This is a genomic window from Kribbella sp. NPDC058245 (assembly GCF_042882005.1).
Taxonomy (GTDB): Bacteria; Actinomycetota; Actinomycetes; order Propionibacteriales; family Kribbellaceae; genus Kribbella.
Window position 1 is genome coordinate 116,489 of sequence record NZ_JBHVWY010000008.1, and the last position, 22,983, is coordinate 139,471.

Annotated in this window: 13 protein-coding genes; 5 read left to right on the forward strand and 8 right to left on the reverse strand. The window is 67.8% G+C overall.

The window, feature by feature from the left end:
* Positions 1-64 precede the first annotated feature (64 nt).
* From ACFVWG_RS20280 to ACFVWG_RS20290, 3 genes are all read right to left on the reverse strand, one after another.
* The gene (locus ACFVWG_RS20280; protein WP_391544874.1) at positions 65-1,075 is read right to left on the reverse strand and encodes an AraC family transcriptional regulator; all 1,011 of its coding nucleotides are present in this window, start codon (positions 1,073-1,075) and stop codon (positions 65-67) included.
* Positions 1,076-1,311: 236 nt separating this feature from the next.
* A complete protein-coding gene (locus ACFVWG_RS20285) occupies positions 1,312-7,446 on the reverse strand; it encodes an RHS repeat-associated core domain-containing protein (RefSeq protein ID WP_391544875.1) in 6,135 nt (2,044 codons plus the stop codon).
* A 52-nt stretch (positions 7,447-7,498) separates the two neighbouring features.
* A complete protein-coding gene (locus ACFVWG_RS20290; RefSeq protein WP_391544876.1) occupies positions 7,499-10,789 on the reverse strand; it encodes a LamG-like jellyroll fold domain-containing protein in 3,291 nt (1,096 codons plus the stop codon).
* Between the two features lie 569 nt (positions 10,790-11,358).
* Here ACFVWG_RS20290 and ACFVWG_RS20295 point away from each other — a divergent pair.
* Positions 11,359-11,817: an amidohydrolase family protein gene (locus ACFVWG_RS20295; RefSeq protein ID WP_391544877.1), complete on the forward strand. Its 459-nt coding sequence runs from the start codon at positions 11,359-11,361 to the stop codon at positions 11,815-11,817.
* 158 nt (positions 11,818-11,975) lie between these two features.
* On the opposite strand, the gene ACFVWG_RS20300 is transcribed toward ACFVWG_RS20295, so the two are convergent.
* Complete coding sequence (locus tag ACFVWG_RS20300) at positions 11,976-12,473, reverse strand: cupin domain-containing protein (RefSeq protein WP_391544878.1); 498 nt, start codon at positions 12,471-12,473, stop codon at positions 11,976-11,978.
* Between the two features lie 70 nt (positions 12,474-12,543).
* Here ACFVWG_RS20300 and ACFVWG_RS20305 point away from each other — a divergent pair, with 70 nt between their 5' ends.
* The 3 genes from ACFVWG_RS20305 to ACFVWG_RS20315 all read left to right on the forward strand — a co-directional run bounded on the left by ACFVWG_RS20305 (position 12,544) and on the right by ACFVWG_RS20315 (position 15,940).
* Positions 12,544-13,176: a TetR/AcrR family transcriptional regulator gene (locus ACFVWG_RS20305; RefSeq protein ID WP_391545093.1), complete on the forward strand. Its 633-nt coding sequence runs from the start codon at positions 12,544-12,546 to the stop codon at positions 13,174-13,176.
* 167 nt (positions 13,177-13,343) lie between these two features.
* Entirely contained in the window at positions 13,344-15,005 is a 1,662-nt protein-coding gene (locus tag ACFVWG_RS20310; RefSeq protein ID WP_391544879.1) for a hypothetical protein, read from the forward strand.
* Positions 15,002-15,940: a hypothetical protein gene (locus ACFVWG_RS20315; RefSeq protein ID WP_391544880.1), complete on the forward strand. Its 939-nt coding sequence runs from the start codon at positions 15,002-15,004 to the stop codon at positions 15,938-15,940. The genes ACFVWG_RS20310 and ACFVWG_RS20315 overlap by 4 nt, the downstream gene beginning before the upstream one ends.
* A 93-nt stretch (positions 15,941-16,033) precedes the next feature.
* Here the strand turns inward: ACFVWG_RS20315 and ACFVWG_RS20320 are convergent, their stop codons facing one another.
* The 3 genes from ACFVWG_RS20320 to ACFVWG_RS20330 all read right to left on the reverse strand — a co-directional run bounded on the left by ACFVWG_RS20320 (position 16,034) and on the right by ACFVWG_RS20330 (position 18,735).
* Positions 16,034-17,203, reverse strand: coding sequence for a YwqG family protein (locus ACFVWG_RS20320; RefSeq protein ID WP_391544881.1), 1,170 nt, complete (start codon positions 17,201-17,203; stop codon positions 16,034-16,036).
* Between the two features lie 72 nt (positions 17,204-17,275).
* On the reverse strand, positions 17,276-18,067 hold the full coding sequence (locus tag ACFVWG_RS20325) for a M23 family metallopeptidase (protein WP_391544882.1): 792 nt from the start codon (positions 18,065-18,067) through the stop codon (positions 17,276-17,278).
* Entirely contained in the window at positions 18,064-18,735 is a 672-nt protein-coding gene (locus tag ACFVWG_RS20330) for a hypothetical protein (RefSeq protein ID WP_391544883.1), read from the reverse strand. Before ACFVWG_RS20330 ends, ACFVWG_RS20325 begins: the two co-directional genes overlap by 4 nt.
* Positions 18,736-19,828: 1,093 nt before the next feature.
* Between ACFVWG_RS20330 and ACFVWG_RS20335 the strand changes: the two genes are divergently transcribed.
* Positions 19,829-20,227 carry a hypothetical protein gene (locus tag ACFVWG_RS20335; RefSeq protein WP_391544884.1) on the forward strand — a complete coding sequence of 133 codons (399 nt, stop codon included), beginning with the start codon at positions 19,829-19,831 and terminating at the stop codon, positions 20,225-20,227.
* Between the two features lie 377 nt (positions 20,228-20,604).
* Here the strand turns inward: ACFVWG_RS20335 and ACFVWG_RS20340 are convergent, their stop codons facing one another.
* Positions 20,605-22,758, reverse strand: a complete 2,154-nt coding sequence (locus tag ACFVWG_RS20340; protein ID WP_391544885.1) for a hypothetical protein — start codon at positions 22,756-22,758, stop codon at positions 20,605-20,607.
* Between the last annotated feature and the right edge of the window lie 225 nt (positions 22,759-22,983).

The window sequence follows — 22,983 nt, forward strand, 5'->3', positions numbered from 1 at the left end:
CTGGCTCAGCAACTCCCGCAGGTCAGAAACTGGACCCAAGGTGCCCGCCGCCTGGCAGACATCCTCATCGCCGGACTCCGGCCCTGACCGCACCTTCTGCTACTTGCCTTAGTAGATAGTGCGCTCTGAAGTCCCGCGGGCTCATGCCGTAGCGCTGACGGAATGCGGCGCTCAGCACGCTGTTGGAGGAGAAACCGCAGCTTTGGGCCAGGTCGCCGATGACGATGTGAACGGGGCTGCGCAGGCGTTCGTGGACCAGCGCGAGTCGTTCTTCGCGGATCAGTTCCCGGGGCGTCGTACCAGCCTGCTGCAAGGCCAGCTGAACCTGCCGCAGCGACCAGCCCAGGGCACCTGCCATCGTGGCGCCGGTCAGTCCCGGATCGGTGGCGTGCTCGCGCACGTAGCGTCTGACCATCGCTTGGACCTCGACGAGGCCACCCTCGAAGTCCGGCCGGTCGTCGCCGACGGCGAGCATGCACAGGAGGTCGACCAGCCGATCGCAGACCGCATCGAATTCGGCTGCTGACAAGTGCGCCCGCTGGGCGAACAGCTCACCCAGCATGCCCGCCAGGACCCGGCCCAAGCCGCGGTTGATGTCGATGATCCGGGGTGCCGACCGGAGCGCTGCGGAGCGCAGGCGGTTGTCGATCTCCGCCGCGGGAATCGTCAGCAGCGCGATGTCGGCGTGGTCGAGCTTCGCTTCGAACGGCGAATTCGACGGCGCCAGGAATGCCCCACCTGGGCCGACGCGCAACTCCTGACCAGCTTGGCTGACCAGCAATTCACCGCGGATCGTCCACATCAGCGTGCGGCTGTCGTGCGGATCCGCGGACGCCATCGCGGCGGTTCGATGTCCCTGCGCACAGTCGGCCGACGCCCGGCCGAGCGTGTAGGCGGCCGTGCCGATGCGCAGCACCCGGCCCCGGAACGTCCCCGGCGAACAGGCCGGATCCACCCGGTAACGGGTTGCCGCGCTGAGGACGCTCATCCAGTACTCGACACGTTCCGGTGGCCGGACGTCGTCCGTCGTCCAAGAGTCGATCGAATAGGGCGAAACCGGGGGCGCGGTTGACATGGGTGCCTCACCTTGTTCGGGGGCGAAGAGCCGGGGGCGGTCACTTATAACAGCTTGATGTGTCTCCTCTGAAGGATTCTTTCGAAGAATCCTCAGTTCCCCTAGGTCCTACAACCCCCACCGCCGCATCCTTACCGCGTCTTAAGTCCCCGCACCGACGAACACGGCGGCACCGCCGCGGCCGAAGAGGATCTCCTCCGACCACGACGATGCCGCCGCGGAACGCGTGCAGATGTTCAGCAGATGCTGAAGACGTTGTGGCCCCAGACCTTCCACGAGACCACGCATTTCGTCTTCTGCTTGGGTTTGTCGTTGCGATGTGGGGAGCGGGTGTCGCCGCCGAGCATCTCGTAGAGGAAGTACAAGCCGACGCCCCGGCGGGTGGCTTGCCTGTCGGCCTTGAACTCGCCCCTGACCTTGCCGAGCTGCCCTCTCGGCGTGATGCCGCCCTTCACCCAGATCTCGCCGGCCCGGTAGAGGGTCCAGGCGCCACGGGAGTAGACGTACCACTTGACGTAGCTCCACCCGCCGCCACCGCTGTTCCCCTTGGCGATCGTCGTGCCGAGGACGGCGCAGGTGTTGGCCGGGGTGCCTCTGATGAAGCGGCAGATCGCGAGTCCGGCGCCGGCGACCTTGAACGCCGTGTAGTCCTCACCGCCGAGGACCGCGTTCTTCCCCTTCTTCGGCCGCTTGCGCTGTTCCTTCTTCTTGGGCTTCTTGGCGGCCTTCTTGGCCTTCTTGTCCTTGAGCTTGGCCGCCTTCTCCCGCGCCTTCTTCGCGGCGGCCTTCTGGGCGGCCTTCTTCGCCGCCGCGATCTTCTCCTTCTTCTTCTTGGCCAGGTAGCGCTGATAGTCGCAGCTGTCGCAGTAGTACTTCGAGGCCTTCTTGGTGGCCTTCTTGTGCTTCTTGGCCTTCTTCGGGGCGCTGCAGCCGTCGCAGTAGTGGCCGCCGGGCAGCACGCGCCATTCGCCGTCGGCGTCGCTGGCCGTGATCGGGGTGTTGTCGGCGTACGCGTACCCGTTGAGCTGTTGCGGGTTGTCGAAGTCGGCGACCGGGTCGGTGGAGATGAAGCGGCCGCGGGCGGAGTCGTACTCGCGGGACCCGAGATGGGTGAGCCCGGTGGGATCGTCGACGCCGTCGACGTAACCGTGCTCGTCCGGCCAGGTCGCCGCCGCGGCGCCGCGGGTCACGCCGAACGGAGTGAAGCGGCGCTGCTCGTCGTCGAGGCTGGCGGCGTTGACCGACAGCGTGTTGGTGCCGTTGTGGTCGGCGACGGTGAAGGTGAGACCCGACTCGTCGCGTACGCCGCTGGTCGTGCCGAGGTCGTAGTAGCGGGTCGCTGTCACGACGTTGGTGGGGCTGAGGTGGACCTCGGTGTTGTCCAGGTAGAGGGTGGTGCCGTCGGTGTCGCGGGCGATGAGCCGGTCACCGTCGGCGTCGTACAGGTAGCTGGTGGTCTTGCCGCTCTCGGTGAGGGTGGCCAGATTGCCTTCGGCATCCCAGGTCAGGGTCTGGGCCTTCCCTGCGACGGTGCGGGCGGTGGTGTTGCCCACGGCGTCGTAGGTGAAGCTGTCGTTCCGGGTGCCGGTGGCGACGCTGGTCAGCGCGTGCGGCCGGGTTCCTCCGGCGGCCGGGTAGGTGTAGTTGGACGTGGTGGCAGCGCCGGTGGCCGGATCGTGGTTGGTCTCGCTGAGCCGGTTGCCGGTCTTGTCGTAGGTCCAGCCCTGCCAGTACGGCGCCGCTCCGGCCAGCGCGCCCGCGCTGGGTTGGGTGGTGCAGTCTGCAGCCGGTGTCCAGGCCTCGGTGAGCCGGCGCAGGTAGTCGTAGCTGAAGCACTGGACATCACTGACACCGTCTTGGGGTGTGTCGGCGATCTTGGTGATGTTGCCGGTCGGGTCGTAGGTGTACTTCACGTCCGCCAGGTGTTCGGGGGCAGTGGAGCGGTCCACCAGGACGCGGTCCAGGCTCCGGGTTGCGTCGTCGTAGAACGCGGTGTGGACGAGCTGCTTGCCGGCCGCGGCGGACAGCGTCGACTGGGAGACTTCGTCGTACGGCGTGTAGGTCGCCGCAGTGAGCATCGTGCCGAGACCACTGCTCGCGGTCTGCAACCGGTCTGCCGCGTCGTAGCCGTACCGCAGTGTCTCCGCCGCGAGCCCACCCGCTGCCGGATAGGACACAAGCGACGGCAGCCCAGTGGCGGTGTAGCCGGTGTTGATCTTGTACGACCCGGCCAACGCGCCCTCGGACGTGGGAATCGTGACCGTGCTGGTCAGCGGCCGATAGCGGGCGTCGTACGCATCGACCGACGTGGTGTAGGCGTTGCCGTTCACGAAGCGGGTCGAGGACGCGAGCCTGCCCTTGACGATCGTGCCCGAGGTCAGGGTGTCGTAGGTCCACTGGGCACGTTTGGTGCCGGAGGTGGATCCGTCGTACATGCCGGTACGGCGGCCCAGCGCGTCATAGCTGTAAGCGAGGGTGGTGCCGCGCGCGTCGGTGCTGGTGAGCAGCTGACCGGCGTTGTCGTAGGTGAACTTGCTCGTGCCGGTGTCGGGGTCTTCGCGTTGGGAGACCCGGCCGCGCAGGTCGTACATGGTGTTCCAGGTGTTGCCGGCCGGGTCGGTCGTGGCGATCACATCGCCACGGTTGTTGTAGGTGTAGGTGGTCGCGTCGTAGGCACCGGTCGGCGAGCCGCCGGTGTACTGGCGCAGCTCGACGACCGCGTCGTCGGCATCGGTGACGGATGTGGTGGCCGTGTCGCCGTCCGGCGGGTCGACGCTGACGCGGTCGCCGCCGTACGTCGTCGTGGTGCGCCACTTCTCGAACCCGTGCGAGCGGAAGATCTCCGCCGTTCGGCGTTCGGCGCCGTCGTACACGTTCACGTCCTGGCCTGGTACGGCGGTGTCGCTCACTCCGGTCAGCAACGTCGTACCGGGGGCGCCGCTGTTCCAGTACATCCCGGTGGACTTCGCCTTCAGCCCGCGTGCGTCGTAGAACGTATCGGTGACGACTCGGCCGCCGTCGGCCGCGGGGTCCTGGGTCTGCCGTTCGCGCAACTGCCCGTCGAAGAGGTCGTAGCTGGCCTCGTACGTGCCGTCGTCGCGGACCTCTTCGGTGGTGATCACCGACGGCGCGTCCTGGCGGATCAGGTAGGAGTACTTGATGTTCGGCGTCTTACCGCCCGTCTTGGACCGGTCCGGCAGCCACACCGCGGTGATCCGGCCGAGCGGGTCCCGCGTTGTGTCCGTACGGCGCCCGTTCTGGTCGACCTCGGCGAGCGACTCACCGAAGGCGGGCTCGACGGTCGTCGTGGTCACGAAGCCGGCCGGGTTGGTCACGGTGATGGTGCTGACGGCCGCGCCGCTGGCCGGCGAGTAGACGGCCGACGTCTTGCGGTCGAGCTGGTCGTAGGTCTCGACCGGTCGGCCGTAGGAGTCGTAGACCGTGCGTCCCTCCTGGGTATAGACCGGTGTGGTTCCCGAGTAGGAGGCGAGTTCCTTGGTGAGGGTCTCGTCGCCCTTGGTCGGCGCTGCCCCCACAGTGGTGGACCCGTCGTAGAAGGTCAGGTCGTCCGAGACCGAGTCGGCCGGGTACGACGGTGTCGCGGTGCAGGGCACGGACACGGTCTGTTCGCGGGCCTCGAAATCGATCAGCCACGACGCGGTGTTGTAGGCGTACGTGGTGCGGGTGCATTGCTCGTCGCCGGTCTTGGCGGTGTCGCCGAGGTCGTTCTCCTCGACCTCGAGTCCGTAGGAGTCGTAGGTGCTGCGGGTCTCGGTGTTGCGCCATCCACCGCTCGACAGCGCCTCGCGGGACCGTTCGGCGGCCTCGTTGACCATATAGGCCTTGAGTGTGCCGTTGCGGGTGACCTGGGTGGCGGTGGGGGCGGAGATGATCGGGTCGGTGATCGCACCCTCCAGTACGCTGCCGCCTGCCTCGGTGTAGGTGAGGGACTCGCGTTCGAACCCGGCCAGTGCGGGCTGGTCGGTGATCGTGCCGCCGAGCGAGTCGGTGACGGTCACCGAGCGGGTGCCGCCGTTCGGGAGCTTGTCGCCGTCCATGCCGCGCAGGTACAGGGTCTCCTCCTGCGAGCGGGTCTCGCCGGGGTTGCCGTGGAGCTGCCGGACCTGGCCGTAGCCGCGCCACTGTCCCCACGTGCGGTACTTCAACGGGGTCAGCTCGTTGTCGTCGTAGTGCCACGCACCGCCGCCGACGTACTCGTAGTCCGTGCGTTCGATCCCAGCCACACCGGACTGGTCGTCTTCCAGCACCGTGACCGGCACGTACTTGTGGAACCAGTCCTGCGTCAGCGTGTCCGACGCTTCGGCCTGCCAGTACTGCGGGAAACACCGCTTGGTGTTCTGATCGGGAGCCGGCAACGAACCCGCCGTACATTCCGCCGCCGAGTAGTTCACGTGGAGGTGGCCGCCAGCTTCGTCGTACACGTCGGTCAACCGCCACTTGTACATCGGCGGGATGCCTTCCGCGGCGTCCACCCGGTTGGCCAGTTGCACGCCTTGGAACGATACCGATGGAAGCGACGCGGTCCCACCGACCTTGCCGGTCGCGGTGATCGACGCCAGCCACAACGCCGGCGAGGTTCCGTCACCAGGGTCACGGAACGCATAGCCCAACGCCCACGAGGTCGCATCCCGGTACGTCGTCCCGGACACCCACAGCTGGGTCGTCACCGACGCGAGCCGCTTGCGCGTCCAGAACGTCGGCGAATACAACCCCGTGCACTTCGCACCTGCCGAGCAGTTCTGGTCGTACGGCACGTCCGGCCAGTTCGCGGCGGTGGCCGACGTGATGTCGCCGGTGCCGCAGGTCGCACCCGCCGCGCAGCGCTCGTCCACCGCGAACGACACCCGCATCGGAGCCGGTGCCGAGTACATCGACGTGGACCGCTGGCCGTAGTCGACCCGCTTCAGGTAGCCGCCGCGCACGTACTGGGTGCCGGCGGTCGCGGTCAGGTTGCGGCCGTAGTAGTTCGTCTCGCTGCCGTAGAAGTACGACATCGCGTTGCCGTTGCGGTCGACGACGTAGTCCAGGTTCCAGCGCCAGCCCTGCGTGCAGTACGACGCCGCGAGCGACGCGCCGTGACACGGCTCGCCCGTGTCGTTGCCGAACACCGGCGCCGTCCAGACCGAACCGGTCTCTTCGTTGCCCGCGGCCCATCCCGGCAGCCGGTTCAGCCCGAAGTAGTACTGCGTGCCGTCGCGAGATGTCAGCCGCCAGTGCTCGCCGTCGTTGTCGCCGTTCACTGCGCCGGTCAGCCGCTCCAGCCGGGAACCGTCGTCGTCCCGCAGTTTCCAGGTACCGGTGGCGTCATCGTGAACCAGTTCGGACGCGGTCCCGCCCAGCACCAGGTAGGCGTTGTCGGTCTCCCAGCAGAGGTCCTGCGGCTTCGGCGTCGTCTTCACCTCGTCGGCGCACGACGTGTACCGCCGCTCGACGAATCCTTCGTCCATACCCCAGCCCTCACCGACCCACGAGGACTGGTTGTTCGTCGATGCGACCCGGCCGTCGATGTCACCCGACGAATAGCCCAACTTCAGGTCGGGCTCCGGGCCGCCGAGACCGTCCGGGCTGTCCATCGGGTAACCCCAGGTGAACGCACCCGACGAGCCGCCCGCGTTCCACGAGGCCGACGCCGACAACGCGGTCGGTTTGTAGCTACCCGCGCTGCCCGCCGGTGCCGACGACAACGCCAGCACCGTGTCCTGACTCGACGCGGCGATCTCGGTAGCGATCCGATTGTTGCCGGTGGCACTGGACTTCAGCACCTGCCCGTCCGAACACCCGGCCTTGTCCGGTGTGGTCAGCGCACACGCCGGCAGCCGCACGAGCCGCAGCCGGCTTGCCCAGTCACCGCCGTACGCCGAACGGAACGCCGAGTAGTCCACCTCGACCTTCACCTGGCCACTGCTCGCCACCTGGCTTGCCACCGGATCGGTGCGGCCGACGGTGAACAGCATCCCCGAGGCTCCCACCTTGGCGGCAGCCGAAGAGTCGTGAACCTGAACGCGTACCTGGCTCACACGCGCCGATGCGGCGCCCTGGCTCCGCACGGCGCCGACCCGAACCGGCAACCGGCCGGCTTGCGCAGTGGTGCCGTCGGCAGGGAGCGACACCTCCGCCACACCCGGCTCCGGTCGACTCACCTGTGGAGGTTGACGCAGCACGGACGCGGCCTTCGGGTCCGCCAGACGCGACTTCGGCGCGTAGTCGTGCCCAGGCACCGAGAACTCCTTCTGCGCCGCAGGCCGCCACGCGTCCGACGTACCGACATCGGCCTGCGCGGGCTGCACTGCGACCAGGCTGCCGGCAGCGAGCGCGACGGCCGTGACTATTCCGGTGAACGGCACCAGCATGGCGCCACTCCTCTCATCGAACGGGGCGGAACTGTGTCCACGAGCGGGCGGGTCACAGCTGGGAGGGCAAGTACAAGTCGGCGATCTGCTGATCCGTGAGCACACCGGAATACATCTGTACGTCGTCTATGGCGCCGGTGAAGAAGTCACGCAGACCGGCCGCCGACGTCCAGCCCGCTCCGAAGCGTGACGCCCCGGCCGCGTGCCATGCACTGCGGTGATACGTCTCGGCCACGAACTGGCCGCCCACGTACAGCCGCAACGTCTGGTCCTTCGCGTCGTACACCGCCGCGACGTGCGTCCACTCACCGGCTACTGGGGCGTCGAACGGGCCGACCGCCGTGTGCACCTCCGCCAACGCCGAGTCCGCGACCGGCATCGCCACCGACCAGCGGTAACCGCCGTACATGTCGTCCCAGACGTATCCCAGGCGGAAACCGCTCACCTGCGAGCCGTCCTGACTGATCACTACTTCGTTCTTGCCGACCGCGGACGGCTTCACCCAGGCCGACACCGTGAAGCTGCCGTCGGTGCGGACCGCCGGCCCCGTCGCCGTCAGCACACCGGTGGTGCCGTTCAGCTGCACCGCGTTGCCGCTCTTGCCGGCCACGCGTGATGCGCCGCTGGCCGACCAGGTCGCCGGATGCGCCCCGGCGGCGTCGCCGGCCGTCGTACCGGAGCTCTCGTCCATCAGCCACTGACCGTCGCGCCGGGCCACCTGCTGGATCTCGCCTGGCAGCAACACCCGGTTGTGCACCTGCAGCTGGTCCAGATCACCCGGCCAGTACTCGCCGTACGTGCCGTTGACCTTCGACCGCCCGATCTGGAACGAACCGGTCGCATTCCACGGCGTCGTGTACGCCGTCGAGGCCTCGAGAACGCCGTTGACGTAAAGCCGGATCTGGGCGTTCGGCGCGTCGTACACGCCGGTCAGGTGCGCCCATCTGCCGTCCGCCGCGGGCACCGTGGTGGAGATTGCCTTGCTGTACGTCGGCGAGGCGACGTCGGCCGAGGTCCGGCTGAAGATCCACCGCTTGGCGGAGCTCGAGTAGGACAACGTGAAGGCGCCGGCCTGGCTCCCGACCTGGGTGGCCACCGTCGCGTTGTGCGAGAGGTCGGTCAGTCGCACCCAGCTCGAAACGGAGAAGGAGTTCTGTGTGTTGACCACCGATGCGGTCGTCGCAGCGTACCCCGTTGTGCCGTTGAGCGTCAGGGCACCGCCTTGCCGGCCGTCGCCCCAGGACGTGCCGCCGGCCAGAGTGGCGCTGTGCTTGCCCGGCGCCGAGTCGACCGCCACGGTGCCGTCACCGGTCTCGTCGAGCCCCCAGTCCGCGACCGGTCCGGGCGCGGCGCCGGCGTAGAACACCGCCGTCACCACCGCGGATCTGTTGCCTCCGGCATCGACCGAGCGGACGTGCAGCCAGTTCACATACCGATCCGGCAGTACCGAAATTGAGGCCTCGCCACCCGCCTGCGACGGCGTCGCGGTCAGGTCCAGCGCCGTCGAAGTCCCGTTCAAGGTGTACTCGTACCTGACCACGTCGGACTCGCCGTTCGCGCCGAACGTGACCGGCAGGCTCGTCCCCATCACCGCGTCGCCGGACCCGTTGTCCGGGAACCCCGACGACACCGCCGTAGGTGCCTCAGGCGCCGCGTCATCCACGGCGAACTCACACCACGGACTCCATGCGCTGACGTCGATGCCGTCCTCAGCGCGCACCCGCCACTTGCCGACCACACCGTTGCTGAAGGCACCCGACGGAACAGAGGTCGCCACGACCGTCGGCGTCGCACCCGCGACGACTGGTGAGACGTACTCCCCGGCAGGGGCCGTACCATCGGCCGTCCACCACTCGAAGTGCGCCTGGACCGAGTTGTCCACGTCGTGGAGAGTCGCTCGAAGCGTCGGCGTCACCGTGGACACGACCAGCCGATCGGGACCCGTCACACACGACGCCGAGCCTTCGGTGGTGAGATTCGCCGGGCTGTCGGGAATCGTGTTGTAGTCGATGGTGACGCTCGGGTTGTTGGCGAACTTCCGCCACGAGTACGAGTCGCTCTTGCTCTCCGCCACCGTCGACGCCCGAAGTCCCTGCGTGACGTTGGACCAGCCGTTGGCCGCGGCGTTCGTGATCTGGCTGGTCACGTTGAACTCCACCCCGCCGGCCGGACAACTCGACGACGAGAAGCCCTTCGCGAAGCTCTTCTTCTCCATCTGGTACGCCCAGGTCGGCTGGTTCTTCCAGGTCGTCGCCGAGGAGATCGGGTTGGTCGCCCACACTTGCACCTCGCGCACCGTGCACGACCACGACCAGTTCGAAAAGGTCTGCAGCGTGGCCTTGAGGATGTGCTTGTACTTCACGCCGCTGGTGTCGAACTGGAAGAACGAGCGCGTCTTCTTCTGATCCGTGCCGTCGTAACCCACCCGCGCGACCTTCTCCGACGTACCGAGGTTCGCACCGTTGTAGAACGACGTGGTCGGGTAGTTGCTCCACACCTGGGTCCAGGCCTGCTTGACGCCGGACCACGACGGGTCGATGTAGACCGGGAACCGGGTGGTCTTGGCGGTCAGCAACGCCCGATCCGGCACGAGTGACAGCTGATCCCCGGCGACCCGGGCGCCGACCGCCGTGACCCGGCCACCAGGCTGTACGGCGGATCCGCGACCGGACGAATCCCACATGTAGGGCGCGGGCCCACTGAACACGACTTCGCCGGCCGGGTCCGTCGCGGTCAGACCCGCTGCCGTGGCATGAACCACCAAACCCTTGGTGGTAAGGCGATACGGCAGCGATCCGAGCGCCGGGTTCGCCGCGGCTGCCGCGTTCTTGACCACCAGGATCTGCGACAGACCGGCAGTCGAGGCGGTCAGCACGAGGTCGACCCCCGGGAAGACCTCCCGGTAGGTCGCGGTGTCGCCGGACAGCACCGGCTGGGGCAGTTTGTCCGGCCAGCCGACAGCCAGCTCACGGCCGTTCCGGCGAAGCCGCACCAGAGGCGTCTCGCCGCCCCCGGAGAACGCCAGATCGAGCGGGCCCGCGACAGGCGCGACCGTTCCGTCCGTTCCGGCCCGCAACGTCATGTCCACCGGCACCCACCCGGACGACCGCCGTACCCGGACCGGCAACGCCGACTCGTGCCGGGTGAACGAACCGTCCGGATTGGCCAACACCTGCCCCGTCTCGGTGGTCAGCGTGTCGACCTCGACCTGACGCCCCGTCTTGGCGGCGACACCGCGCGCCTTGACCTCGTCCAGCACCGTCGACGCTTCATCCAGCACCGCCGCGGAAGCAGCCGGCATCGCTGCGACGCCGACCAGGAAACCTCCGAGGAGAGCGAGCACACAGCCCATCGCCACCTTCGGCAAAAGGGTCCCGCGCCGCAAAGCACCGGCTCCCACAACACGACATCGATAAGACAAAGTGGACTTGCCCGGCATGACGGCCTCCCGGCGACGAAGGAAGATCTGAGTCCTCCATGCCAAAGAACACGGCCCGGCACCGTCGCGTCCACGAGGCGCCCCGCGATCCTGCGCATACCGGCAACAGGCCTGCGCATGTGCCGTCCAGAACCGGACAGTTGACGCATTCAGGACAACCAGGCGAGTGCTCGGTCGGTGACTACCAGTGGGGTCAGGGTTGGTGTCAACCGGCCTGCCGCCGAGCTGACGTCCGAAGGACCTGCAGGCCTGGTACGGCGTGTCTTCGGACGTAAGCGGCCCCGGAACCGGTGTGGGGAGGATTCGGGTCGGCGTCCAGCCGGTGTGGGGAGGATATGGGACCGATTCGGGGGGCGAATCCTCCCCAGATCTCGTTCCGGGCCGGGCTAACTCTCCCCAAACCGGTTTGGGGAGGGGTAGCGCGACAGCCACCAGCCAAAGCAGCACTCCGCGGCACGATCGCGGCATCTCCCGTGGTCGAGGTCGCACTGGGCTTCGGCGCCCCGATCCTTGGTCGCGCCCAGGCAGCCAAGATTCCGACCGGCCTGGGTGCAGACACGGTCGTCTCAGGCCCCGGTGACATGTTCAGCCTCATGCGCGCTGCCTACGTCCTGGAGCGCTTGACCTCCGGCTTCACCACCCACGACGCCCTCCGGGCCGCCACCGTCGACGGCGGTCGCGTCACCGGCCTGGACGTCGGCACCCTCGGCGTCGGCCGCCCGGCCGACATCGTCCTGCTCCGCACCGACCTCCTGGGCATGTCTCCGGCCAACGACCCAGTGGCATCAGTCGTCCTGGCCGCCGACACCCGCGCGGTCGACACTGTCCTGGTCGCAGGCAACATCGTGAAGCAGAACGGCCAACTGACCAACCACACCGTGTCGTCGGTACTGGCCAAGCTCGCAGAATCGGCCGGCCGAATTCTCGCCTAGCCACATCGAGCAGCGGCGGCCCGCGATCAGCGGCTCGCCGCTTCTCGCCTGGGCAGCTGGCCGGACGTGAAGCGGGCCTGCCGGACGTCTTCGTAGTGGGCGGCTGTGTAGTCGGCCACGACGCGGACCCGACCGCTACTCGCAGCTAGTCCGGGACCTCAGTGCGGCGCGGCGGCCAGGTGGGCGAACGGGGGAGGGCCGAGGATCTCGATGCCGCCGTTGTCGCGGCCCGACTGCGCGATCTTGGCGAAGTCGACCTCGTGGGCCGCGCCTTCGACGTACGGCTCACTGGCGCCGAGGTAGAAGTCCTGCCCGATCCCTGGCGTGAGTAGGCAGAGGATCCTCGCCTTCTCGGAGGTGACCAGGAACGCGTGCGGCATGCCGCGCGGCACCATCACCATCCCGCCCTCGCCGACCCGGCGCTCGACGCCGTCCAGGTGCATCAGGAGCTCACCCTCCAGCACGATCATCGACTCCTCGACCTCGGGATGGAGGTGCAGCGGGGTCACCTTGCCGCGCTCCATCGCGTCCTCGAACAGCAGATAGCTCCCGCCGGTCTGCTCGGTCGTGGCCAGCCAGCGATGCACTCCACCGCCGAAGAACCAGTGCAGCTCACCTTCCCCGGCGTTCCGGACGATTGCTTCGAGTCCGCTCATGATCCCCACCTTCCACTCTTGTGAGACTTAGGTCTCACCATGAGAGTGCGGTATCATTTTCATCGTGTCAATGCCCTACGAGCTCGGCGGCCGCAGCCGGCAGAAGCAACGCACGAGGGACGCCCTGGTGGCGGCCGCTCGTGAATTGGTCGCGTCCGGGCTGACGCCGACCGTCGAGCAAGCGGCCGCGGCGGCTGAGATCTCCCGCCCGACCGCGTACCGCTACTTCCCGAACCAGCGCGCTTTGCTGTCCGCAGCCCACCCCGAGACCACAGCCACCAGCTTGCTGCCGCAGGACGCGCCCGCCGATGTGAGCGAACGCCTCGCGACCGCGATCGACGCCTTCACGGCCCTTATCCTCGAAACCGAGCAGCAGCAACGCACGATGCTTCGACTCTCCCTCGAGGCCGACCCCGCCGAGCGCGCGGCGCTCCCGCTACGGCAGGGCAGAGCGATCGCCTGGTTCGAGGAGGCGCTGGCTCCCCTTCGTGAGGAGCTGTCGCCGGAATCCGTTCACCAGTTGGCGATCGCGATTCGCAGCGCCACCGGGATCGAGGCCCTCAGCTGGCTGCTCGACGTCGCGAAACTACCGCACGACGAGGCGGTCGCGGTGATGAAGTGGTCAGCCCAATCCCTCCTGTCCGCAGCAGTGGCCGGGTCGCCCCCGCCGGTCGGTTCGCCTGTCGAAGGAGCAGGTAGGTGAGCCGATAGCCGCGGCCGGTTCAGAAAATCTGCACTCCACTGTGCTGCGTGGCTATGGCTCATCAACCCGGATGTCAAAAGCTGCAACTCGGCGAAAGTCTCTGCCGTGAGCTCTCGACATCCGGCACTATTGGCCGGTATTTCACGAGCACTGGGGGATTCGGACAGATGAGCGGCGAGAGGCTGCGCACGACAGAGGTCGACGGCGTACCGGTCTACTGGTTGCCTGGTCCCGACACATTCCGGGCCAACCTGTGGTTCAGGGCCGGGATGGCGGACGAGCCGCTCCCCACCCGCGGCTGGCTGCACCTGCTGGAACACCTTGCCCTGCATGGGCGGCACTCGATCCGGACACCGGTCAACGGCCAAGTCAGTCTGCTGCACACCGCGTTCGACGTCGAGGGCGAGCCTGACGACGTGGTCGCGCACCTGCGCGACCTCTGCCGTTGGCTGAGCGAGCCGGACTTCTCCGAACTCGACCACGAGCGCCGCGTCCTGCGGGCCGAGAGCTCCCGGCGCGGTGGCAGCCAGGTCGGCAGTCATCTGCTCTGGCGGTACGGCGCACGCGGAGCGGGCCTCGCCGAGTACGACGAGTTCGGCCTCTACACCGCCGAGCCGGACGGGCTGCGTGACCTCGCAGCCCGTGCGTTTGCCCAGGGCAACGCGGTGCTCGCCCTGTCGGGTCCACCGCCCGCCGGGCTCGAACTGCCGCTGCGCTCGGGTCCTCGGATGACTCCCGCTCGCGCTGTCCAGTGCGAGCAGCCGCTGCCCGGTGGCTTCGCGGGCCGGCCCGCTGCGATCGCCCTGTCCGGGACGGCCGCCCGGTCGTCAGCGGCCGGAGCGATGCGGCGAGCCTTCGAACGAGGCCTGCAGGGCGGCCTCCGGCACGGCTCGGGAGTCGGGTACAGCGCCTGGTCGTCGTACGAGCTGGTCGACGCCGACCGTGCGATGCTGACCGTCGGGATGGATGTGATCCCGGAGGCGCTGCGATCCGCGGTCAGCGAGTCGATCGCCGTACTGCGGAGGCTGCGTGACCGCGGGCCTGATCCGGTCGAGCTGCGAGACGACCTCGATGCCCAGATCCGCCAGTTCGGCACGCAGCCCGCCCACCAGTGGCTCCCCTTCATGGCTGCTCGGGACGCGCTGCTCGGGACACCGGTGACGAACAGTGTCGAGGAATTGGCAGCCGAGACGGACGCGGTGACCGAGGCTCAGGTGCGCGACGTCGCACTGTCGGTGTGGCGCGATCTGCTCGTGTCGGTCGATCCGGAAGGTGCCGGCGATCCGCAACTGACGTGGCTGGGCAGTCCACCGGATGCGGCCAAGCCGTCGGACGGACGCCGGTTCCGGCCGACCGACCCGACGTCCAAGGGCGCGCTGACCGTTGGCACCACCCGCGTGCACCGGGAGACGGCCGACGGGCGCACGTCCGCGGCGTACGACGAGGTCGCGGGCATGGTCAGCTATCCGGACGGCGGACGGCAGCTGATCCGGCACGACGGCTACCAGGTGCAGGTCGAGCCGACGCTGTGGCACCACGGTCCGCAAGCGGTCGCGCTGCTCGACGCGGCGATCCCTCCCGCGCTGCACATCCGCATGCCAGAGCGGCCGAAGGACCAGATCCCGCACGTCAAGGTCCGCCGGATCGACACCTTCCGGTACTGGCTCGACCAGCCGGTCGTCTGGGTTCCGTTCCTGGTGCTCGTCATCCTCGGCGTCGTACTGACCATCACACCGGACGAGATCGGATCGATGCTTGTCCGCGCTGTCCCGATCGGTATCGCCATCGCGGTGGTCACCTTCATCAGACAACTCAGGAGCAAGAAGTGAAGCTGAGACGACGCCGGGCGGCGGCGCTGCCCGCGATCGATCCGTGCATGGGCGATCCGCTGGCCAGGTCGTTCTGCGACGCGTTGGCCCACCGCGACTGGCCCACCGCTCGCCAGATCCTGCATGGCACCGAGCACCCGGACGACCGCTGCTTCCTGCTCGAGGCCTGCGGATCCGTTCCCGACGTCCAGGACTGGATCGGCACGATTGCTGCGACTGACCCGCTGGCGCAATTGGTTCGCGGCTGCCATGCCACCGCGTGGGCCTGGGAGGCGCGCGGCGGCTACCGCGCGAAGTACACCCAGGCCGAGCAGTTCCGGCTCTTCTTCGAACGGCTCCGCCTCGCCGAGAGCAGCCTGTACGACGTGGTCGCGGCGAACCCGGACGAGATCGCGGCCTGGGCCTTCCTCGTTCGGACCGCTCGCGGTCTGGAACTCGGCCTCGAAGACGGTGAGTTCCGTTTCCACCAAGCGACCTCAAGACACGCCACGAACCTCAAGGCACACGCGGAGTGGCTACAGACCAACTGCCAAAAATGGTCCGGCAGCCACGACCGCATGTTCCACCTGGCCCGCTCCGCAGCCGCAGCAGCGCCGGACGGCAACATGCTGCACGCCCTCATCCCGCTGGCCCACCTAGAAGTGATGCTCGACCGCGAAGGCCCCGCCGCCCGCCTCTACATGACCCAGCCCGACGTCCAGGCGGAGCTCCGAGCCGCCGCCGAACGCTCCGTGCTGCACCCAGCCGCCGACCTCCGCCCCGGCTGGCCCCTCTACTTCAACACCTTCGCTATGGCCTTCGCCCAAGCCGCCGACCACCCCGCCGCCGCAGCCGTCTTCTCCCGCCTCGGCGACCAGATCACCACTCATCCGTGGCAGTACGTTCCGGGCGACCCGACCAAGACCTTCAACAAAGCCCGAGCAACCGTCAGCTAACCAGCGCCGCCTCCACCTCAGGCCGCTTTCCGTGTGAGCGCCACACGGCGGTGCAGCACGTACCGGGTCTAGCGTGACGCCTGGCGCGCGGTTTCATCCGCACTGCCAGGTGAACAGAGCGTCGTGTGGCTGTTGAGCGTCCTGCACGAGGTAGTACAGCTGACCGACATCGCCCCACATCATGTCGGCGTCGTCCTCCGAGGCCACCTGCAGCAACAGTTGCCAGCCGGACGCGGCGGACTGGACGCTGGGATCGTTCCAGTCGAACGGTTCGCCGACGAGGCCGCGCCGCAGCTGTTCGACTTCCATCTCGACTGGACCTTGCTGAGGGCAGGGATGGCCTCCGATCTGGTGCGTGTTGTAACCGCCGCCCGGCAGTTTCCACAGATCGTCGTACAGAGCCTCCACGGGTGGTGCGGCAACGCCGGGCCGTGGACCTGCCAGTCCATGCCTGTTCCAGACCGCCGCTGCCATCGGCGTCTCATGCGACGGCCAGGTCACCGTTCGTACCGCCGCGAGAGCGACTACCGGAAACGGGGTAAGACCAGGTGGCACTGGGGTCGCGGCGTCGGTGATGTTGGCTCGGGTGCTCAGTTCCGGGTGCAGATGAAGCACCCGGAACCCGGGGCGACTCGCGGGGTCCCAGGATCCGACCGTGCTCTCGGCGTCGTCGTACCTGTCATCGAAGTAGAAGAAGGCCAACCGGCCGTCGGCCGGCAGCCCCAGCTCGGGCAGCATCGCCGCGATCGGTGCGCAATCGAAACTCAGTACGTGGCCGAGCGGGCCATGTCCTTCCCACACCGGCCAGGAATTCACCGGAAGCGTGGGCAGTCCACCAAGCTGCGCCACAGCCGGCTCACCCTCGCCCGCGCGAACCAGCCGAAGGGCCGGACGCAGCATGGCGAGAAAATCTTCCGCGGCACCGATCGGCAGGTGTTTGCGCGCGAGCGCGGTCACGATGCCGAGCCGCTCGTCGGACTCGTCGCGCGTCTGGATCGGCGCCACCACGTCCGGCTCGCGTTCCGCACGAGCGTACTCCTCGACCTGTCCACCCGGCTCGGCACGAAGCGTCACGGTCGACTCCACGCCGTGGGCCCCCCGCAACGTCAGCATCGCCTGCAGCGAGCCATCCGCCGTCAGCCGGATGCCGTCCGCCCGGGCCCCGAACGACTCGTTCGTCAGCGGCAACTGCCTCAGCATCTCCTCGCCGTGGCGTGCCAACCGCCGACGCACCTCCTGCTCCAGCGCAGCACGTCGCACCATCAACTCGTCGTACCTGTCGGCAGGACTGCTTGACCCCCCACGGTTCACCATGACTGCAACCTAACCTCTTCGTCAGCAGTAAGACCGGCACCCGCGGTCGACGCCGTACGCGCGCCTGGTCTTCCCCACCAACGACACGGGCGAGAGCTGTCGCCCGGAATGCCACGCGTTGAGGAAGGTCTGCGGCGGCACGGCTCCCCGCCGGATCCACCAGTGCCCGGCAGGCGTCGGCCAACTGATCCCGAAATGCAGATGCGGCGGCGTCACCTGGGCACTCCCGGTCTTCCCGGTCAGGCCCAGCGTCTGCCCGGCCTTCACCACCAGCCCCGGCTTGATCCCAGCGCCGATGGCAGACAAGTGCGATCCGTAGTACCGCACGCCGTCGACGCCAACGACGGAGACCGACAACCCGCCACGATCACGCCCGACGTTCGTCTTCTTGTTCCAGGTGTCCACCCGGGTCACCTCATCGACCCGCCCGTCCACCGGCGAGACGAACGCACAACCCTTGTCCGCAAAGATGTCCGACGCCGGATAGTCATGATGACTCTGCGAAGCATCCGCCCGGCAACCACCAACCGGAAACACGTACCGGGTGGCGCTGATGGCGACCGGCGGCGGTGTAGCCGCCGACCTCGAGGGCCGTTTCAGCGTCGGGGGCTGGGTAGGCGTTGCAGCAGCAGTCGGCGCAGCAGTCGTTTCAGGCGGTTTGGCGACTGTCTTGGTACGCACGCTGGGCGCCGGCGCGGATGGCTTGCTGGACTCGGACTGGTCGAAGGCGCCGGTAGCGGTGAGTACGATCAGGCCGCTGCCCGCGACGACCAGCGCCGCGGACAGGAACGCCACCCAGACGGACCGCCTCACTGAAACCAAAAGTCGTTGACCACGGCAACTGAGTAGACGGTCTCGCAGGGGATGCCGTTCTGGTCGGCATCCATCCGCAGCGGACGGTCGTAGTACCACCAGTAGGCGACGGCCTGAGCGTACGTAGCTCCCCGGTGGGCCAGATCGCGGCAGAACAGCCCGGACGTCAGTGGTGTCACGCCGACCACCTCCCGCCCGATCCAGTATGAGCCGATGTCGCTGCGTGGATAGACGGTCTCGCAAGGGATACCGTTGCGGTCGGCATCCATCTGGTCGGGCTGACCATGCAGCCGCCAGTAGTCGATCGCCGCGACATAGCTGTACCCCTTGCTCTTCAGGTCCCGGCAGAAGAGTCCCGCCGAGAGCGATCGGACGTCGCCGATCGCCTTCGGCAAGGTTCTCACCGGTGCAGGCGCCGTCGTGGTGCCTTTGACTGACGGAGCCACGGTCATCGTCTTCACCGTAACCGGTACGCCGGTCGACTGCGGCGTCGACGCCGTCTCGGCGGCCGAATTTTGCCGGCTCATCAACACGACGAGCCAGGCGAGCAGTACGACGACCACCCCGACCGCGACTCCTGCCAGCGCCGCCAGCGTCGCGTTACCGCTGTCCTTGTTCAGCTGCGTGTTCTCGCAACTTTCCGTGACTTTTTCCGGTTCTCCATTCATGATTCCCCCGGGCCCCATTGAAGACCCGTCGCTCTGCGTTGTCCATGGCCCGGGAGGGGTCCTCGCCGGCGAGGTGGGCCGGAGGTCCATCCGGACAACATCTCGATGTCGCTCGGAAAGGCGACGATCCCGCCGAATCCGCCATCCGAGACGGCGCACGCATGCGACACTCCCACGACCACACCGGTCATGGTCGCAGCCACGAGCCCGAGGATGTCGCGGAATCGCAGTCTCGACCCGCTATGCGTGGACATCATCGGAGTCCCGGAGCACCGAGAAGGCGGCCTCGGTCGCTCTGGTGTCGCCGGCATTCTGAATCAACTCGGCCAGGCCCTGCAGTCGGTCGTCGCTCAGTTGGGCCGCATTATGCTCGGCGCTTCGCAGTGCTTGGCGGATGGCCGGCAGGAGGTCATCCTAAGTTGCCCGAGGCACTGAACTGCTGCCGCGGCTCCATCGGCATCGATCGGCTCAGCGCTGCGGAGACCCGACCCGCAGAGCTTCAAAGTCCGGTGCCGGCCGGGATCGGTCGAGCTCGAGGCGGCGCTCCTCCAGGTAAGCGAACAGGGCCGTCGGTATCTGATCTGCGCCGAAGGTGAATGTCCCACCGGTCACTCGCGAAGTCCCGGGCCGGGCTGAGACGAACCACTCCTGGACCCAGGTGGGCTGAGGGACGCTGTCGCCTATCAGTACGGGCCAAACGAGTAAGGTCTTTCGGCGGTCTGGTGAGAGGACTTTGGCTCTGCCTGGTTCACCCACTGTAGCGATTCACTGGAGGCCGGCTCGCGGTCGAGGAGCCCCGCCTGCGCTGGACGGCTGCGAAGGTGGACCGGTTGGGGGGAGCATCATGAGGAGTACAGGTCAAAGCGGGTTGCGGATCGTCGCCGCGATGTCAGCGGTGCTTGTGATGTCTACGGGGTGTGTCATCAATGCCCCAGGTGCGCCGCCGAGCACGGGAGGGCCACCGTCATCTGAGCGGTCGGCCCCAGCGGTTCCGGCCGCCCCCTCGACGACTCCGAAGAGCAGCGCTCAGGCGCCGCGCTCGGGACCAGGAGTGTATGCGTTCGCTTTCGATGGAGCGAAGGGGACGATTCAAGTGCCGGCCTCGGTCATGGACCCGCGCCTGGAAAGGTTCGGCGACTATCGCAGGCTCGCGAAGGCGCGTGCCATCACCTACGTGATCGCGCAGGTCGACAACCAGTCCGGCGGGGACATCAACATGTATGAGGTCGTGATTGTCGCCGAGGATGGCCGGCAGTTCGAGGCGACGTCGATCAGCGACTACATCGACGTTTGGCGGAACTCCTTCGGCGACGGGGAGGTGGCGAAGTACAACAAGGGCATTGAGCTGTCGTACGAGAGCAGATTCTTCCTGCATCCAGGCGCCAGGGGAACAGCGATCCTCGGCGTCAAGGAACCGATAACGAGCGTGCAGCGGGTGTTCGTCTACCCGGCAGGTGCGTTCAGCAGGGTTGAGGCGCGCAGAGTGAAGTGACCTCTCAGCGGCCGCAGCCGGCCGAGCGTTTTCGTCTGATTGGTGAACTCCTGAGCCAGTGATCACGGTCACCATGGGCGAGACATCGGTGCAGCGGGCCGCGTGTCCGCGACGCAGCAGCGGGCGGGAGCGGCGGCGGTTGGGGATCACGGTTGCCGGGATTGCTCTTGAAGGGGAAGCGGCGGTAGCCGCAAACGGGTAGGTGGGGCGAAGGGGCGGAGCACGCGACGAAGGAGCGCGCGTGCCCTGAGCGGGCGCGAGCGTCGTACAGGAATGAGAAGGCTCCGGAAGCTTGTGGAGCCGGAGCCCTTATTGCTGTGTCCGAGGCCGAACACGCACCTCCAATCACACGCCTCGAGTTGGAGCCTGAGAGCGGGTCAGCGTTGAAGCATCACGTGGCGCGTCGTGGTCCAGCCGAGGAACGGCCGGGCAGCCGGCTGCCCCTGGAGGACCTGGCGCAGGTCGGCGAGTACTGGATCGAGGCGCCGGGACACCGTTGACGGTTTCTCGGTAGACCAGGCCCAGGTCAGAAAGTCGCTGCGCTCTCCCGGAGTACACAGGGAAAGGAAGAACATCAGTTGGCGCCAGGCATAGGCAGCGTCCTTGATCGAGCGCAGCGGGCGCGGATTGCCGTCCACCCTGCGGAGCCTGGCGATCACGCCGCCGAAGGCTCGCCGGGATAGCTCGGGCCAGTCCAGGGTCAGGTCGAGGACGAGGCAGAGCGCGGCCAGATTGTGGGTGGTGAAGATCTGCGCCTGCTCGACGATCTTGCCGTTGGCCGCGACCGACCAACTGCCGGAACTGCCGCCGGCCCGCTCGTTGACCAGGTTGGTGAAGGCGGACTGTTTCGCGCTGGAGTCCCGCTGACCGAGCCAGCCGGCGTAGTCCAGACCGTAATACAGCTCGTACGGCGAACCCTTCAGTACTGTGGCCGCGAGATCCGCCGCCTCGGCGTACTTCAAGGAGAACCGGCCCGCGAAGATGTCGGCCGCAAGCTCCTCGGTCAGCGGCAGCGTGATCTGCGCGCTCTTCGCTAAAGCGCCGAGCTCTTGCAGCAGTGGGTTCGGCAGGATCGTCGCGGGGAAGCCGGAAAGCGCGTTCTCCGAGATCCGGATCAGGATCTCGCGCGCGGCGGCCTGACTTTCACCGGTCGGCGTCCGGAAAGAGTCGACAGCCTGCACCCAGGGCAGCTCGGTCAGCCGCACCTGGTGCTGGAGATCGACAAGGAGCAGCGACCGACGCCGCTTGAAGGCGCGATAGGTCGCCGCCATCAGGCGCTGAAGGGCCTCGTCGCGGTAAGCGAGGACGGTCGTCGCAGCCGTCAGGTCGGGCACCAACTGCGCCAGCACCTCCGCCGACGTCACCACACCGAGCTCGATCAGCTCCGCCACGGTTCCTCGCCGCGCCGCCATGACCTTCCGCCTCAGCCCGGCCGGAACAGCGCGTAGCACTCCATCGGCAAACTCGGGCTCAAGATCGCGAGGCGCCCAGCCGGTGGTCTGGTCGAGTGGAGCAAGGGTCGCGGCGAGCGTGGTGGCGATCTCGCGGTGCAGCGGCAGCGCGGCTTCGGCGAACTGCCCGGCGCGCAACGCCTCGTGTTCGGGCGAGCCAGGCGTGCCCCGGCGACGAAGCATCGAGTCGACTGCGTGTTGGAGCAGGCCTCGCTGACGAGGCCCGAGGCCCTTGCCTAGGGCATCTTCCAGGGCCAGCCGGAGGATCGCCTGGTTCTCCTTCGGCCGCTTGTGCTTGCCACAAAGGGAATGCGCGGCGGACAGTACGGCGTACCGGTCGAGCAACTCCTGGCCACGCAGGCGCCAGCCGGGTGGTTCGGCGCTCGCAACCTCGCCGTCGACGGAGGTCGCGAGCCAGTGCGTGAGCAGCTCATCGGTGAACGGATTCCAGACCGTCGTCGCCTCCCGCTGCGCCTCGATCCGCGGGTTGCTGCGAATCGACCGCAGCGCCGCCCGTACCTCGCCGACCGTGCGCCGCGAGACCACCGCTGGGTCGACGGCGGCGGCGTCCGCCGTACCGGGTGCTGGGGCGAAGCGGAGCCGATCGGCGTACGGCCGCAGGTTTTCGAGCAGGGCGAGTGCGGCGGCCCGATCGCCTGCGCGGACGAGCCAGGCGGCTGTCAGCAACGCGGCTTCCTCGGGCACGTTCACGACGTACCGGCAGTCGTCGAGACGAGCCTGCAGATCTGCCAGGCCCGCGTCGGTCAGGTAGTAGGCGAACACTCCCGCCCGGTCTTTCGCGATCGCAGCCTCATGCGGCTGCAACGGACCTTCCGACTCGGCCACACCGGTCGCGAACCCGCCCTGAACGACCTGCGGCGTCACCCAGACCGGGAAGCGCTTGACCGGCCGGCGGCTACCGATCCTCAGTTCGCCGCTGCTCATGCCCGCGATGACGCGACGCCAGCTCTCGACGCGCTTGTCGGCCTTGCGCCGCGTGGAGGCGCTCTCGTGGCTCAGCGCTGTCACGAATGCCTTGGCAAGCTGGCCTGCCGGGTATCCCGCATTGATCTTCGTCATCGCGAGCAACCGTACCGGGCCGCTGTGTCAGTAGCCTCGGTCTTTCAGTAGGCGGTTGGGTGCGGGGGCCGGGTCGGGCTGGGTGTGGCGAGTTGTGTTGCGGCGTGCGGGATCGGCCAGCTTGCCGACTGTTAGGTTGTCCTTCGGTTTGTGGGCGGGCGGGAGTGTTTAGGTGTGTAGCGGGTGCGGGATCTGAGCGAGTCGCTGGAACGCGGTGGCCAGGGC

What these genes read in the sequence shown, in the direction of transcription:
- ACFVWG_RS20285 (WP_391544875.1), bottom strand. Translation starts at nt 7,446, where the DNA reads ATGCTGGTGCCGTTCACCGGAATAGTCACGGCCGTCGCGCTCGCTGCC.
- ACFVWG_RS20305 (WP_391545093.1), top strand. Translation starts at nt 12,544, where the DNA reads ATGCCCTACGAGCTCGGCGGCCGCAGCCGGCAGAAGCAACGCACGAGG.
- ACFVWG_RS20300 (WP_391544878.1), bottom strand. Translation starts at nt 12,473, where the DNA reads ATGAGCGGACTCGAAGCAATCGTCCGGAACGCCGGGGAAGGTGAGCTG.
- ACFVWG_RS20310 (WP_391544879.1), top strand. Translation starts at nt 13,344, where the DNA reads ATGAGCGGCGAGAGGCTGCGCACGACAGAGGTCGACGGCGTACCGGTC.
- ACFVWG_RS20340 (WP_391544885.1), bottom strand. Translation starts at nt 22,758, where the DNA reads ATGACGAAGATCAATGCGGGATACCCGGCAGGCCAGCTTGCCAAGGCA.
- ACFVWG_RS20320 (WP_391544881.1), bottom strand. Translation starts at nt 17,203, where the DNA reads ATGGTGCGACGTGCTGCGCTGGAGCAGGAGGTGCGTCGGCGGTTGGCA.
- ACFVWG_RS20330 (WP_391544883.1), bottom strand. Translation starts at nt 18,735, where the DNA reads ATGAATGGAGAACCGGAAAAAGTCACGGAAAGTTGCGAGAACACGCAG.
- ACFVWG_RS20280 (WP_391544874.1), bottom strand. Translation starts at nt 1,075, where the DNA reads ATGTCAACCGCGCCCCCGGTTTCGCCCTATTCGATCGACTCTTGGACG.